Annotated in this window: 11 protein-coding genes; 10 read left to right on the forward strand and 1 reads right to left on the reverse strand. The window is 74.1% G+C overall.

What is annotated here, in order from left to right; all coding sequences use genetic code 11:
• The first annotated feature begins 294 nt into the window (after positions 1 to 294).
• The 8 genes from AB0M03_RS03315 (at position 295) to AB0M03_RS03350 (ending at position 11,623) form a co-directional block, all read left to right on the forward strand.
• Complete coding sequence (locus AB0M03_RS03315; protein WP_363487849.1) at positions 295 to 966, forward strand: enoyl-CoA hydratase-related protein; 672 nt, start codon at positions 295 to 297, stop codon at positions 964 to 966.
• A 267-nt stretch (positions 967 to 1,233) separates the two neighbouring features.
• Positions 1,234 to 2,871 carry an amidohydrolase gene (locus AB0M03_RS03320; protein ID WP_363487851.1) on the forward strand — a complete coding sequence of 546 codons (1,638 nt, stop codon included), beginning with the start codon at positions 1,234 to 1,236 and terminating at the stop codon, positions 2,869 to 2,871.
• A gap of 186 nt (positions 2,872 to 3,057) precedes the next feature.
• The gene (locus AB0M03_RS03325; protein WP_363487853.1) at positions 3,058 to 3,561 is read left to right on the forward strand and encodes a hypothetical protein; all 504 of its coding nucleotides are present in this window, start codon (positions 3,058 to 3,060) and stop codon (positions 3,559 to 3,561) included.
• Positions 3,531 to 4,949, forward strand: a complete 1,419-nt coding sequence (locus AB0M03_RS03330) for a hypothetical protein (protein ID WP_363487855.1) — start codon at positions 3,531 to 3,533, stop codon at positions 4,947 to 4,949. Before AB0M03_RS03325 ends, AB0M03_RS03330 begins: the two co-directional genes overlap by 31 nt.
• Positions 4,946 to 6,307, forward strand: coding sequence for a VWA domain-containing protein (locus AB0M03_RS03335; protein WP_363487857.1), 1,362 nt, complete (start codon positions 4,946 to 4,948; stop codon positions 6,305 to 6,307). The genes AB0M03_RS03330 and AB0M03_RS03335 overlap by 4 nt, the downstream gene beginning before the upstream one ends.
• A 22-nt stretch (positions 6,308 to 6,329) precedes the next feature.
• Positions 6,330 to 7,442, forward strand: coding sequence for an AAA family ATPase (locus AB0M03_RS03340; protein ID WP_363487859.1), 1,113 nt, complete (start codon positions 6,330 to 6,332; stop codon positions 7,440 to 7,442).
• A complete protein-coding gene (locus AB0M03_RS03345) occupies positions 7,439 to 10,264 on the forward strand; it encodes a hypothetical protein (protein ID WP_363487861.1) in 2,826 nt (941 codons plus the stop codon). Before AB0M03_RS03340 ends, AB0M03_RS03345 begins: the two co-directional genes overlap by 4 nt.
• Before the next feature lie 210 nt (positions 10,265 to 10,474).
• Positions 10,475 to 11,623, forward strand: a complete 1,149-nt coding sequence (locus AB0M03_RS03350; RefSeq protein ID WP_363487863.1) for a HEAT repeat domain-containing protein — start codon at positions 10,475 to 10,477, stop codon at positions 11,621 to 11,623.
• A gap of 38 nt (positions 11,624 to 11,661) precedes the next feature.
• Here AB0M03_RS03350 and AB0M03_RS03355 read toward each other — a convergent pair whose 3' ends face one another.
• On the reverse strand, positions 11,662 to 12,312 hold the full coding sequence (locus tag AB0M03_RS03355) for an HAD family phosphatase (RefSeq protein ID WP_363487865.1): 651 nt from the start codon (positions 12,310 to 12,312) through the stop codon (positions 11,662 to 11,664).
• Positions 12,313 to 12,478: 166 nt separating this feature from the next.
• Between AB0M03_RS03355 and AB0M03_RS03360 the strand changes: the two genes are divergently transcribed.
• Both AB0M03_RS03360 and gap read left to right on the forward strand, forming a co-directional pair.
• Entirely contained in the window at positions 12,479 to 13,426 is a 948-nt protein-coding gene (locus AB0M03_RS03360) for a DJ-1/PfpI family protein (RefSeq protein ID WP_363487867.1), read from the forward strand.
• A 160-nt stretch (positions 13,427 to 13,586) separates the two neighbouring features.
• Positions 13,587 to 14,585 carry a type I glyceraldehyde-3-phosphate dehydrogenase gene (gap, locus tag AB0M03_RS03365; protein WP_363487869.1) on the forward strand — a complete coding sequence of 333 codons (999 nt, stop codon included), beginning with the start codon at positions 13,587 to 13,589 and terminating at the stop codon, positions 14,583 to 14,585.
• Positions 14,586 to 14,598: the final 13 nt, after the last annotated feature.

A 14,598-nucleotide genomic window follows, 5' to 3' on the forward strand; every position in this document is an offset into this window, starting at 1 on the left:
CAGGTGTCCTTCAGGTCCATCGCATCCTCCCGTCGGTGTTGCCGCCGATCAGAGCATTCCCGTGACGGGCGGTCAACACCACCGGCAGAACGTCGCCGCCGATCACCGGATCAGCCCCACCGGACCGCCGGGCACGAGGCCGATCGAGCGCCTCCGGCGCACAGGCACCACGCCGCCCGGGGGCAGACAGCCGGGCGGGCGGCCTGTACGATCCCGTTCACCGTAGTTACCGGCGAGTAGCTTTCTGTCCGGCGCCCGGCCGGACGTCCGGGCCGCCCCCGCGAAGGAGAAGCCATGCCCGAGCTCGAGCGCCAGGACGACGTCTTCGTCCTCAACATCGGAGACACCGAGAACCGCTTCCACCCCGACTGGGTCGCCTCGGTGAACGCCCTGCTGGACGAGGTGGAGAAGGCCGAGGGGGCGCGGGCCCTGGTGACCGCCGCGCGCGGCAGGTTCTACTCCAACGGACTGGACCTGGACTGGCTGTTCGCCAACACCGACCGGGCCCTCGAGTACGTCTCCTCGGTGCAGGAGCTCCTCGCCCGGATGCTGACGCTGCCGGTGGTCACGGTGGCCGCCCTGCAGGGGCACACCTTCGCGGCCGGCGCGATGTTCTCGCTGGCCCACGACTTCCGGGTGATGCGCGGCGACCGGGGCTACTGGTGCCTGCCCGAGGCCGAGATCAACATCCCGTTCACCGCCGGCATGTCCGCCCTCATCCAGGCCCGGCTGGCCCCGCAGACCGCGCACGAGGCCATGGTCACCGCCCGCCGCTACGGCGGCGGCGACGCCCTCGCGGCCGGCATCGTCGAGCGCACCGCCGACGAGGACGCCGTCCTGCGGACCGCCGTCGAACTCGCCGCCGGGCACGCCGCGAAGGCCGGCCCCACCGTCGGCACCATCAAGACCCGGATGTACGGGCCGGCCCTGGCCGCCCTCCGCGAGAAGGACATCCCGCTCGGCTGAACCCCGCGCCCCTGCCGTGCCCGGGCCCCCCAACGCCCCGGGCGCGGCAGGGGTTGCCGTTCCCGGCGATCACACGTCTCGGGCCGACCGCCCGGCCGCCGCGACCCGGGCGGCGATCGCGTCGAGGAGGATTTCGAGCGCCGGGCGCAGGCCCCGGCCGCCGAGCCGGCCCTCGAACCGACCGCCTGGCTCCGGGCCCGGGCCCGGGCCCGGTAACGACCCCCACCTCCCGCGGCACCGCGCCGCCCGAGCACTGGAGCACCACCCATGGCCCAGGCCGACCTGGTCTTCACGAACGGCCCCGTCCACACCAACGACCCCGCCCGCACCCGGGCCACCGGCCTCGCCGTCACCGCCGGACGGATCACCGCAGTCGGCCACGACGAGGTCCGCGAACTGATCGGGCCGCGCACCGAAGTCGTCGACCTGCACGGCAAGTTGCTCATCCCCGGCTTCCAGGACGCGCACGTCCACGCGGTGTACGGCGGTACCGAACTCGCCGAGTGCGACCTGTCCGGCACCACCGGCGTCGACGAATACCTGAGCCGCGTCCGCGAGTTCGGAGCGGCCCACCCGGAACGGGCGTGGATCACCGGCAGCGGGTGGTCGATGGAGAGCTTCGAGGGCGGCCTGCCCAGCCGGCAGCTGCTCGACACCGCCTGCCCGGACCGCCCGGTCTTCCTGCTCAACCGCGACCACCACGGCGCCTGGGCCAACACCCGTGCCCTGGAGCTCGCCGGGCTCACCGCCGACACCCCGGACCCGGCCGACGGCCGGATCGAGCGCGAACCCGACGGGACCCCCAGCGGCGTGCTGCAGGAGGGCGCCACCGGCCTGGTCTCCCGGCTCGTCCCGCCGAGCACCCCGGCCGACCGGCTGGCCGGCCTGCTGCGCGCCCAGCGTCTGCTGCACTCGCTCGGCATCACCGGCTGGCAGGACGCCCTGCTCGGCGTCTTCAACGGACAGCCCGACGTCTCCGACGCCTACCGGACGGCCGCCCTCGACGGCACGCTCACCGCCCGGGTCACCGGCGCCCTCTGGTGGGACCGCGAGCGCGGCGCCGATCAGATCCCCGAACTGGTGGTGCGGCGCAAGGAGTTGAGCCACGGCCGGTTCCGCGCCGGCACGGTGAAGATCATGCAGGACGGCATCGCGGAGAACTTCACCGCCGCCATGACCAGTCCCTACCTCGACGGGTGCGGCTGCGCCACCGCCAACAGCGGCATCAGCTTCGTCGACCCGCTGAAGCTGCGCGAGCACGTCACCGCACTGGACGCTCTCGACTTCCAGGTGCACTTCCACGCCCTCGGCGACCGCGCCGTGCGCGAGGCGCTGGACGCGCTCGAGGCGGCCGTCGCCGCCAACGGGCGGCGCGGCAACCGGCACCACCTCGCCCACCTCCAGGTCGTCCACCCCGACGACGTCCCGCGCTTCGCCGGGCTCGGCGCGATCGCCAACATCCAGCCGCTCTGGGCCGCCCACGAGCCGCAGATGGACGAGCTCACCATCCCCTTCCTCGGCCCCGAACGCGCCGCCTGGCAGTACCCGTTCGGCTCGCTGCTGCGCGCCGGCGCCACCCTCGCCGCGGGCAGCGACTGGCCGGTCAGCAGCCCCGATCCGATCGCCGGCCTGCACGTCGCCGTCAACCGCACCGAGCCCGGCGCCACCGACGGCCGGATCTTCCTGCCCGAGCAGCGCCTCGACCCGGCCACCGCCCTCGCCGCGTACACCGCCGGCGCGGCCCACGTGAACGGCCACGACGACGCCGGCAGCCTGCTCCCCGGCCACCTCGCCGACCTGGTCGTCCTGGACCGCGACATCCTCACCGCACCGCCCGCCGAGATCGCCGACGCCAGGGTCGAACGCACCTATGTCGGCGGCGAACTCGTCCACCTGGCCGACTGACCGCACCCCGCCACCCCTCGCCGCCCGGGCGCGGGACCGCCGGCCCCCCGGTCCCGGTCCCCGTGCCCGGGCTCGTACGGACCGGCGCCCCCCGCCGCCGCCCGGGGCTGTCAGTGATCACCACTAGGTTCATGCGCATCCCGCCGGACCGGCGCGGAGTCCCCTCGGCATGAAGGAGATGGTGTTTTGTCGGCTTGGGAGGAGTCGAGCACGGCGCGCGTGATACCGCCCGCGCGGCCGCGCAAGCTCGCCAAGGTCCCGTTCGTCGAGCTGGCCGACGGACGTCTGCAGGGTGTGGTGTCCAGCGGCTCGGACATCGAGCGGGTCTACGTCTCGTCCGTGGCGGCCGGCGACTTCGCGTTCGCCTGCAGCACCAACAACAACCGGCCCTGCGGCGGCGCCCGCGGCTCGTTCTGCAACCACATCGCGGCGCTGGTCACCGAGGCCGTGCTGCAGTACGGCGCCGCCAGGGTCGCCCGCTACCTGCGGGTCGAGGCCCCCGACGGCGAGCCGACCGCACAGGGCATCAGCGCCGCGATGACCGCCACCCGCCCGCCGAAGGCGGACGGCGCGGCCGCCGCGACCGTCTTCAGCCGCTTCCTGCGCCACCTCGCCTACCTGGAACTCGCCCCGACCACCGGACCGCTGCCGGAGATGCAGTGGTTCCCGACCACCAGGGCGGTGGCGTGATGCGCGCGGACCTGTTCGCCGAACCGATCGCCGGCCTGGAGGAGGCGCTCGCCGCCGTCGACGCCTTCGACCGGGCCCTGATCGGCGGCCTGCTCCGGCCGCAGCCCGCCCAGGCGGCAGGCCTCGCCGAGCTCGCCGACGCCGTCGCGGGCACCCCGCTCGCCGCCCGGGTCGCCGAGGCGGCCGAGAAGGCGGCGGCCGGCGCCGCGGGCGAGGAGCACTTCACCGCGCTCGCCGCCGCCCGCACCGCGCTGCTGGGCTCCGTCCACGACGCGCTGACCGCCGTCGCCGACGAGGCCGCCGGACGCACCCGCACCGAGGCCCCGGCCGCGGAGCCGGCCGAGCCGCACGCGCCCAACCTGCAGGCCGCCGCCCGCTCCTGGCTCGCCGACCTGGCGCGCGCCGGCTGGCAGGGCATCGACCACGACCTGGTGTCCGGCTCCGCGCAGCTCGTCTCCGCGATGCTCCCGGACCCTGCCCTGCGCCGCCTCGCGACCCTGCTGGACGGCTTCGCCGCCGAGCTCGCCGCCTCCTGCCCCGGCGCCACCCTGGACACCTTCCCCGTCCGCCGCTGGGCCGACCTGTGGTCGCGGGCCCTGCTGCTGGCCCGGCCCGGCGCCGCGTCCACGCCGCCCGTGGGGACGGCCACCGGCCGCCTGCTGCCGCTCGGCATCGACCTGCAGGAGCACGCCACCGCCGCCCTGGCCCAGGTCCACGCGGTGTTCGAGCCCGCCGGCGGCGGCACCCCCCGCCTGGTGCGGGCGGCCGTCGCGGTACCCAAGCCGGACACCGTCGTCGGCGCCGGCGTGTGGCAGCTGCTGCGCCCGCACATGTCGCTGCTGGCGGCCGTCGGCGAAGGCCGCTCGATGGACCTTGACGGCATGCCGGTCACCCCCGAGGGCGACCTGGTCTGGAACGACGCGCACGCCCGCCCCGGCGAGCCCGCCGACGCCTTCTCCACCGCCCGCGTCGTCCTCGCCACCGCCGAGGCCACGGCCACCGCCCCGCTGGACCGGCACCCGGCCGGCATCGCGCTGCCGGTGCTCCTGGAGGGCTACACCGTCCAGCAGGACGGCGACGCACTGGCGCTGGTCCTCTCCGGGCACCCGGTCGCGGTCGACACCGACCGCATCCCGGCGGCCGGCCCGCTCACCCCCGAGGCCGTCGCGGCCTCCGGTGCCTGCATCGCCCTGCTCCGCTGGGACGCGGGCACCTACCTCCTGCAGCCGCTCGCCGTCGAGACCACCGTGCGGAAGAAGACCGTCGCCCTGCACGCCGGGGCCTGGGCCGGCGGCACCGCCGACAAGCTCGGCGTCAAGGCCGAGAAGGCCGCCACCGACGCCGTCGCGGTGCTGCGCGAGCGGGCCGGAAGGCTGCTGCGGAAATGACCGAGCCGACGACCGAACAGATCCCCGTGGCCGACGCCGACGAGAACCGCCGTCAGGTCCTCTACTGGCGGCTGCTCGCCCGCCTCTTCGACCAGGAGGAGCAGCCGGCCCTGGAGTCGGCCAGCCTCGCCGTCGTCGAGGACATCGGCCTGCCGCCCGCCCTGCTCGACCCGCAGACCTCCGTCGACGCCGTCGTCCAGCGCCACCCGGAGCTGGCCGCCGAGATCGAGGGCCTGATGGTGCCGGGCGAGGACGGCGGCGAACGGGACGGGACCGCCGAGGTGCGGCGCGCCGCCCTGGTGTCGAAGGTGCTGCTCAACGTCTACGCCACCGGCTCCGGCACGGTCACCGCCGGGCAGCTGTCCCGCTGGCAGTCCGACGCCGGCTGGCTGGAGCGCGCCCTCGGCTGCCGCCCCGGCGAGCTGCGGAGCGGCCGCGGCCAGTCCGCCGGCACCGGCGGCGTCCAGGGCATCGGCCCGGAGCTGGGCTCCATCGAGGCCGACCTGGTCAAGCGGATGCACCTGCGCGAAGTGCTCGCCGACCCGAAGCTCGCCGCGCAGCTGACCCCGAGCATGTCGCTCATCGAGCAGCTGCTGCGCGACAAGCACAACCTCTCCGGCGTCGCCCTGGCCAACGCCAAGGCGCTGATCCGCCGCTTCGTCGACGAGGTCGCCGAGGTGCTGCGCACCCAGGTCGCCAAGGCCACCGTCGGCACCCTGGACAGGTCCGTCCCGCCGAAGCGGGTCTTCCGCAACCTGGACCTCGGCCGCACCATCTGGAAGAACCTCACCAACTGGAGCCCCGAGGAGGAGCGGCTCCACGTCGACCGCCTCTTCTACCGGCACACCGCCCGGAAGACCACGCCGCAGCGGCTGATCGTGGTCGTCGACCAGTCCGGCTCGATGGTCGACTCGATGGTCAACTGCACCATCCTGGCGTCGATCTTCGCCGGGCTGCCCAAGGTCGACGTGCACCTCATCGCGTACGACACCCGGGCCATCGACCTCACCCCGTGGGTGAGCGACCCGTTCGAAATGCTGCTGCGCACCAACCTCGGCGGCGGCAACGACGGCCCGGTCGCCATGGCCATGGCCCGCCCGAAGATCACCGACCCGGCCGACACCGTGATGGTCTGGATCTCGGACTTCTACGAGTTCGACCGCTCCCAGCCGCTGTTCGAGGCCATCGAGGCGGTGCACCGCTCCGGGGTGAAGTTCATCCCGGTCGGCTCGGTGACCAGCTCCGGCCGCCAGGAGGTCAACCCCTGGTTCCGGGAGCGCTTCAAGACCCTCGGCACGCCGGTGATCTCCGGCCACATCCGCAAGCTCGTCCACGAGCTCAAGACCTTCCTCGCATAGTCCTGCCCAGAAAGGCCACCTCATGTCCGACCTGCTGCGCGCTCCCGCCGAGATCAAGTACGCCGAGGAGCTGGACTGGCTGGAGTCGATCGACGACAGCCCCAAGCCCTTCTCCTGGCGGCTGTCCCCGAAGATGATCCGCCTCTTCGTCCTCGGCTCGGAGCGCTCCGACGGCCTCGACCGCGAGGTCTCCCAGAAGTGGTTCGGCGACCGCAGCATCGTCGAGCGCGCCATCGTCACCCTCGCCTCCGACCGTGGCCTGCTGCTCATCGGCGACCCCGGCACCGGCAAGAGCTGGCTCGCCGAACTGCTGGCCGCCGCGATCTGCCGCAACTCCACCCTGGTCGTCCAGGGCACCGCAGGCACCACCGAGGACCACATCAAGTACTCCTGGAACGTGTCCATGGTGATCGCCAAGGGCCAGTCCCGGGAGTCGATGATCCCCTCGCCGATCATGACCGCGATGGAGGGCGGCGCGATCGGCCGCTTCGAGGAGCTCACCCGCTCCACCAGCGACGTCCAGGACGCGCTGATCTCGATCCTCTCCGAGAAGTACATCTCGGTGCCGGAACTCGAGAGCGACAACATCGTCTTCGCCAAGCCCGGCTTCTCGATCATCGCCACCGCCAACAGCCGCGACCGGGGCGTCAACGACCTCTCCTCGGCCCTCAAGCGCCGCTTCAACTTCGTGCGCATCCCGGTGGTCACCAACAGGAAGAGCGAGGCGGAGATCGTCCGCTTCCGCACCGAGGAGCTGCTGCGCCGCCACCAGATCGACCTGGACGTGCCGCCCACCCTGCTGGACGTGCTGCTGCAGTCCTTCGCCGACCTGCGCGCCTCCGCCGCCGCGGCCGGCAGCGACGACGAGAAGCTGGAGTCGGCGCTGTCCACCGCCGAGCAGATCGGCGTGCTCGAGGACGCCGTCCTGCACAGCAACTTCTTCGGCGAGCGGGCCCTCACCGCCCGCACCCTCGCCTCCTCGCTGGTCGGCTCGCTGGCCCGCCGCGAGCCGGAGGACCTGGCCATCCTCAACAAGTACCTGCACGGCGTCGTCGAGCCGCGCAGCAAGGACGAGGGCGGCGCCTGGCCTGAGTTCCTCGAGGGCGGCCGCGACACGATCGCCACCCTCTCGTGACCGCCGCACAGGTCTCCACCGCAGCACAGCCCGCGGCCGCCGCACGGGAGGGCACGTTCACCGCACTGCGCTCCCAACTGCAGGAGGCCGCAGCGACGTTCGCCGACGGGCCGGACGCCCTGGAGGGCATCCTGCTCGGCATCGTCGACGACGTCGACCGGGCGGTGCGCGAGCCGCTGGAGATCTTCCCGGTCTGCCACCACTCCCCCGCGTCGGCGACCGCGATGGCCCGCCGGCTGCGCGAGAAGCAGCCCAAGGTGGTCTACCTGGAGCTGTGCGAGGACATGGCCCCGCTGCTCCCCGAACTCCGCAACTGCCGCCTCCCGGTGGCCGTCCAGGCGTTCGCCAGCGAGGTGAACGGCTTCCCGGCCGACTGGTCCCCGCTGTCCGTGGTCGCGCCGATCACCGAGGCCTCCGCCGAGTACCAGGCCATCGCGTACGCGCTGGACACCCCGGGCGTCGAACTCGTCCTGGTCGACCGCTCCTCGGACCACGTCTTCCAGTGGCAGCCGCAGGAGGCCCCGCCCGCCGAACCGGCCGACCCGGACACCCCGCCCGCCGAGCCGGAGGCCGCCCTGCACGGCGACGCCGTCGGCGTGGAACTCGGCGACCTGCGGCCGCGGTTCGCCGAACTGGAGGAGCACCTGCTGCGCCACGGCAAGGTGCGGCACTGGTCCGAGTGGTGGCACCAGTACGTCGAACTCCCCCTCGGCGACGCCGACCACGACACCTACCGGCAGGTCATGCTGCTGATCGGCAGCCTGTTCCGCCGCCTGGCCCCCGGAGACCTGCACCGGGTGCGGGTCGACGAGGACCGCGAGCGGTACATGTGGACGCGGATGCGCGAGCACCTCGCTGCCACCGGCACCGACCCCGCGGACTGCCTCTACGTCTGCGGCGCGTTCCACGCGGCCAGCCGCGTCGAGGAGTTCGGCGTGCACGGCGCCGACGGCTACACCGTCTCGCCGCGCACCGCCACCAAGTGGCGGCACGGCCTGATCCCGTCCAGCCACGCGGCGATCGAGGCGCAGTTCGGCCTCGCCGCGGGCTCGGTGTCGATCGCCGCGACGGTGTGGGCGAAGAACCTGAAGCGGACCGGCGTGAAGCCGTTCCGGCTGGAGGGCCAGGCGGGCGCGAAGAAGACCGCCGCGAAGAAGACCGTCGCGGCTGCGCCGGTGGCGGCGGTGGAGGCATCGGACCGGCTCTCCGGCTTCCTGCAGCGGCCGCCGGTGCTCGACCGGCTGGACGAGGCCGAACTGCTCGGCTGGTCGGTGGAGATCGTCCGCGCCGCCCGCCGCAACGGCTACCTGGCCTCCACCGCCGACGCCATCGCGGTCTTCGAGACCTCGATCCTGCTCGCCGGCATGCGCGACCGGGCCAGGCCGACGCCGTACGACTTCCAGGACGCGGCGGTCACCTGCATCGAGAAGGACAGCGTGCCCGGCCGGCGCGACGTCCGCCGGCTCGTCGAGATCATGATGGGCGGCGACCGGATCGGCCAGGTCGGCTACGACGCCCTGCCGCCGCTCGCCCGCGACGTCCACGACCGGCTCGCCCCGCTCGGCCTCCGGCTGGAGCAGCGCGGCGTCCAGCGGGCCCTGCTCGACATCGCCTCCAGGCCCGAACTCGGGCACTGCTCCGACGTGCTGTGGATGCTGCGGTACCTGCTCCCGCACGGCGCGGCGCGGCCCATCATGGGCGAGCGCACCCTCGGCGAGCGGCCGATCCAGGAGTCCTGGGACCTGGCGCTCGGCACCCACCAGCGCGCGCTGATCGAGCTCGGCTACGAGGGCGTCAGCATCGAACAGGTGCTGGAACAGCGGCTGCGGCGCGCCGCGTACGGCCCGCAGGCCACCGCGGCGGTGGTGCTGGAGGCGGTCGAGGACGCCACGCTGTACCTCGGCAGCCGGCGCCTCTCCGAGGAGCTCGGCAACCGGGCGCTGGAGGTGCTGGCGACCGAGCGCAGCGTCGACGGCGCTCCGGAGGTGCTGCGGCGGGTGCGGCGGCTGCTCGCCCACTACCGGACGAGCGAGCCGGTGCTGCCTGCGTGGATCGAGTCCTTCGTCAGGACCGGGTACGCGCACTACTGCACGCTGCTGCCGACGGCGTTCACCGACCAGGACGCCACCGTCCGGCAGGTCGCGGCGATGCTGGGCTTCCTGTTCGGCATGGAGAGCCTGGCGCTGTCGCTGGGCTGCGACCGCGCCCAGCTGGAGCTGGCGGTGGCGCAGGCGCACCCCGAGGAGCCGTCGAAGGTCGCCCTGCTGTGGGCGGCCCAGGTGCACCTCGGACGGCTTTCGCGGGCCGAACTCCGTACGCGCTGCGACGAGCTGATCGGCAATCCGCTGGTGCTTCCCGCCTACCCGCGCTACCTCAGCGGCTTCGTGCACGCGCTGGAGCCGGTGCCCGGGCTGACCGACTTCGTCGTGGAGGCCGTGTCGAACGCCTTCGGACGGCTGCCGGACCCGGTGCTGCTGCCGTGGCTGCCGACGCTGATCAGCACCCTGCGGGCCGGCGGAGCCGAGTTCGCGCCGCTGCTGATCCGCGAGGCCGGCCGGATCTTCCCCGGACGGCTCGCCGCACTGGACACCTGGGTGCCGCCGTGGCGGGCCCCCGCGGCGGAGCCGCTCCGCCCGGCCCGCGGCGCACGGGCCGCCCACGGCTCGGCCCTGCTCCGGGCGCACCCGGCCACCTGCGACGCCCTGGCGGGCCTGCTCGGCTGCGACGACGCGTGGGAGGCAGCGGACGGCGGCGCCACGGGCGCAGCACTCCTCGCTCGCCACCCGGCCACCGCCGAGGCGCTGGCGGCGCTGCTGGCCTGAGCAAGGGGCCGCTCCGGGGCGCGGGAACTGCGCAGGGCAGGAGGCGCGACACCGCCTCTTCCGATTCGCACGGTTCCCGCGCCCCTCGTGGCCGCCCGCACCCGTCCGGGCCGGAAGGTCCCGGACGAAGACGGGGCCGACCCCGCTCGGGACGCCGGGCCGCTCCGAAAAACCGTTGGCGGCCGCATCCCGCACTGCGAGCATCACGGGATGAGCGATCACCGGGACGCCGCTCTCCGCCTGTGGGGACGGCAGCTGTACGAGCGTCAGAGCGACCCGGTCGGCTGGGCCGAAGCCGTCCTCCGTGCGGCCGGGCGCCCGCCGGCCGCCGTCGCGGTGGCCATGGCGGGCCGGCTGGACGCGCTCCCCGTCGGCCCGCCGGGCGAGGCGGCCGGCCGTGCGCACCTGCTGTTCCGCACGGTCGCCAAGCTGGCGGCCAACCTGCGCGGCGACGGCCGGTACGACGCGGACGTCGGCACGCGGATCGGCCCGGCGGCCTTCCGGCTCGGCGAGCTCGAACCAGGGCTGGCCGCCGACCTCGGCACCGCCCTCGGCCCACCGCCGCACGGGCCCGCCTCACTGGTCACCGTCCTCGCCGCCGACCTGCACGGCAGCCGCGCGACCCGCCTGCGGGCGGTGGGCGCCCTGCTGGAGTGGGCCGAACTCGGCAACGGGCAGGCCAGGTCGGCCCTGCACGCCGTCGCCTCCGACCACCGGGCGCACGACACCGCCGTCTGGTGCCGGACGCTCGACCGGGTCGCCCTCTTCGGCGACGAGGCGCTCGAGCCAGGCCTGCTGCGCGCCCTCGCCGACCGCGGCCACCGCGGGGTGCGGTGGTCGGCGCTCGCCTGCGCGGAGCTCCGTCTCCACCGGGCCGTCCCGCCGATCACCGACCTGCTAGACCACCCCGAGGCCATGGTCCGCGAGGATGCCTGCCGGGCGCTGGGCCGGCTCGCGGATCCGGCGGCCGTGCCCACCCTGGCGGCGCGGCTGGACGACGGGGTGCGGCGGGTGCGCGGCGCAGCGGCGCGGGCCCTCGCCTCGATCGGCGGCGACCGGGCGCTCGCTGTGCTCCGGCAGGCCCTGACGGACCGTCGGGACCCGAAGTCCGGTCACCTGGCCTCGGCGATCGCCGCCTTCGGCCCCGCGGTGGTGGACGAGCTGATCGCCCTCGCCGCGGACCCGGACCTGCGCGCGCTCGCCTGCCAGGCCCTCGGCTCGACGGGCGACCCCCGCTCCCTGCCGTTACTGGAGCACCTCGCCGGCCACGACCACGCCAGGACGGGCCTCGGCGGCCACGTCTCCGGTGCGGCGCGGCAGGCGCTGCGGACGGCCCGCCGCACCACACCGCTTGCCTGACCGGGCGGGCCGGCCCCGTGGAAGGCGCTGCGCCCGGATCAGATGTGGTCGAGCAGGTCCGGGAGGCGTTCGATCAGGCCGGTGGCGCCGGCGGTGGTGAGGCGGTGGGCGGGGGTCAGTGCGGTGTAGCCGAGGACGTCCATGCCGGCTGCGCGGGCGGCGAGGACGCCGTTGGGGCTGTCCTCGATCACCAGGCATTCGTGCGGGGCCACGCCGAGCGTGGCCGCCGCGTGCAGGAAGAGGTCGGGGGCGGGCTTGCCCACGCCCCGGACGTCCTGGGCGCTGAAGACGAGTTCCTCCGGCAGGTGCGGCCGCAGTCCGGCGCGGTCGAGGGTGAGGTCGATCCAGGCGTGGTCGGAGGAGGAGGCCAGGCAGTAGGGGATGCCGCGTCCGCGCAGTTCGTCCAGGACGGTGTCCGCGCCGGCCGTCGCGGCCAGCCCTTCGCGGAATGCGGCGAAGACGCGGTCGTGGCAGCGTGCGGTGAAGTCCTCGGGCAGGGTGCCCCGGTAGCGGTCGGCGATCACCTGGTGGACGTTGCGTCCGGCGTTGCCCAGGAAGTGGTGGAAGGACTCCTCGAGGGTCGTCGGATAGCCGAGTTCGGTCAGGTATCCGGAGAGGATGCGGTGCGCGGTCGGCTCGCTGTCGACGAGCACCCCGTCGTTGTCGAAGATCACCAACTGGTAGGCCATCCGGGCAGGCTACCGGCCGGCACACGATCGGTGACGGGCCGTCGGGCTCCGGAGGGCGCAGCCCTGTCCGGCCGAGGGCTCTGCCGACCGGTGGCAGGATGCTTGCGACAGCCGCCGTCCCGGCCACGGGGCGGACGGGTCCGCGGGAGTGTGTGAGGGAGGCCCGATGGGCGCAGGGAAGCACCGGGTCGCGGTGCTGGTGCTCGAGGGTGCGAAGCCGCTCGACGTGGGCATCCCGGCGCAGGTGTTCTCGAGCCGGCCGAGCATGCCGTACGAGGTGCGGGTCTGCGGTGCGGCGCCGGGGCTGGTGGCCGGCGGCGACGGGCTCTCGTACCACGTGGCGGACGGCCTGGAGGCCTTCGAGCAGGCCGACACGGTCTTCATTCCGGGCTACCGGGAGCCGGCGACGACGGAGCCGCCGGCTGCGGTCGTCGCCGCGCTGAAGGCGGCCCACGAACGCGGGACGCGGCTCGCCGCGATCTCCACGGGGGCGTTCGCGCTGGCGGCGACGGGTCTGCTCGACGGCAAGCGGGCGACGACGCACTGGCACTACACCAAGGCCCTCGCCGAGCGGCATCCGCTGGTGCGGGTGGACGAGAACGTGCTCTTCGTGGACGAGGGCGACGTGCTGACCTCGGCGGGCGCGGCCTCCGGCATCGACCTGTGCCTGCACCTGGTGCGGCGCGACCACGGCGTCGGGCTCTCCAACCACGTGGCGAGGCGGCTGGTGGCGGCGCCCTACCGCAGCGGCGGCCAGGCGCAGTACGTCCCGCGGAGCGTGCCCGAGCCGCTCGGCGACCTGTTCGCCGACACCCGCGAGTGGGCGCTGGCGCACCTCGCGGAACCGCTGACCCTGGAGGCGCTGGCCCGCAATGCGCGGGTGTCGGCGCGCACCTTCTCCCGGCGGTTCGCGGAGGACACCGGCTACACGCCCATGCAGTGGGTGCTGCGGGCCCGGGTGGACCTGGCGCGCGAGCTGCTGGAGCGCACCGATCTGGGGGTGGAGCAGATCGCCGACCGGGTCGGGCTGGGCACCGGCGCCAACCTGCGGATGCACTTCCAGCGGATTCTCGGCACCTCGCCGACGGAGTACCGGCACACCTTCTCCGCGTGAGGGCTGCGGGATCCGCGCAGCCGGGCGCGGGCTGGCGAGATCCTTGCGGTCGGTGGCGACATGTCTGGCGGGATACTTGCGTACGCTGTCGATCAGGCCACTGTCTGCGGGCGCCCGGGATGCCGAACATGGACGGCGGGACGAAACGAAAGGAACCTCCATGACCCGCATCGCCGTCAACGGATTCGGCCGCATCGGACGCAACACCCTCCGCGCCCTGCTCGAGCGCGACAGCAAGCTGGAGGTCGTCGCCATCAACGACCTGACCGCCCCGGACGCCCTCGCGCACCTGCTGAAGTTCGACAGTGCGCTCGGCCGCCTCGGCCGCCCGGTCGAGGTCGACGGGACCGATCTGGTGGTCGACGGCCGCCGGATCAAGGTGCTCGCCGAGCGGGAGCCCGCCCGGCTGCCGTGGGCCGAGCTGGGTGTCGACATCGTCCTGGAGGCCACCGGCCGTTTCACCTCGGCGGAGGCCGCCCGCGCGCACATCACGGCCGGCGCCCGGCGCGTGCTGGTGAGTGCCCCCTCCGACGGCGCGGACGTCACCCTGGCCTACGGCGTGAACACCGAGGCCTACGACCCGGCCGAGCACGTGATCGTCTCCAACGCCTCCTGCACCACGAACGCGCTGGCCCCGCTGGCGTCCGTGCTGGACGACCTGGCCGGCATCGAGCACGGCTTCATGACCACGGTGCACGCCTACACCCAGGAGCAGAACCTCCAGGACGGCCCGCACCGCGACATGCGCCGCGCCCGCGCCGCCGGCGTGAACATCGTGCCCACCACCACCGGCGCCGCCAAGGCGATCGGCCTGGTGCTGCCGGGCCTGGACGGCAAGCTGTCGGGCGACTCCATCCGGGTGCCCGTCCCGGTCGGCTCGATCGTGGAGCTGAACACCACGGTCTCCCGCGAGGTCACCCGCGACGAGGTGCTCGCGGCCTACCGCGCCGCCGCCGACGGCCGGCTCAAGGGCATCCTCGACTACTCCGACGAACCGCTGGTCTCCGGCGACATCACCGGCCAGCCCGCCTCGTCGATCTTCGACGCCGCGCTCACCCGGGTCGACGGCCGGCACGTCAAGGTGGTCGCCTGGTACGACAACGAGTGGGGCTTCTCGAACCGCGTCATCGACACCCTCGAGCTGCTCGCGCAGGACTGATCGCCTTCGACCC

Origin of the sequence: Kitasatospora sp. NPDC051914 (assembly GCF_040680995.1) — a bacterium.
Classification (GTDB): domain Bacteria; phylum Actinomycetota; class Actinomycetes; order Streptomycetales; family Streptomycetaceae; genus Kitasatospora.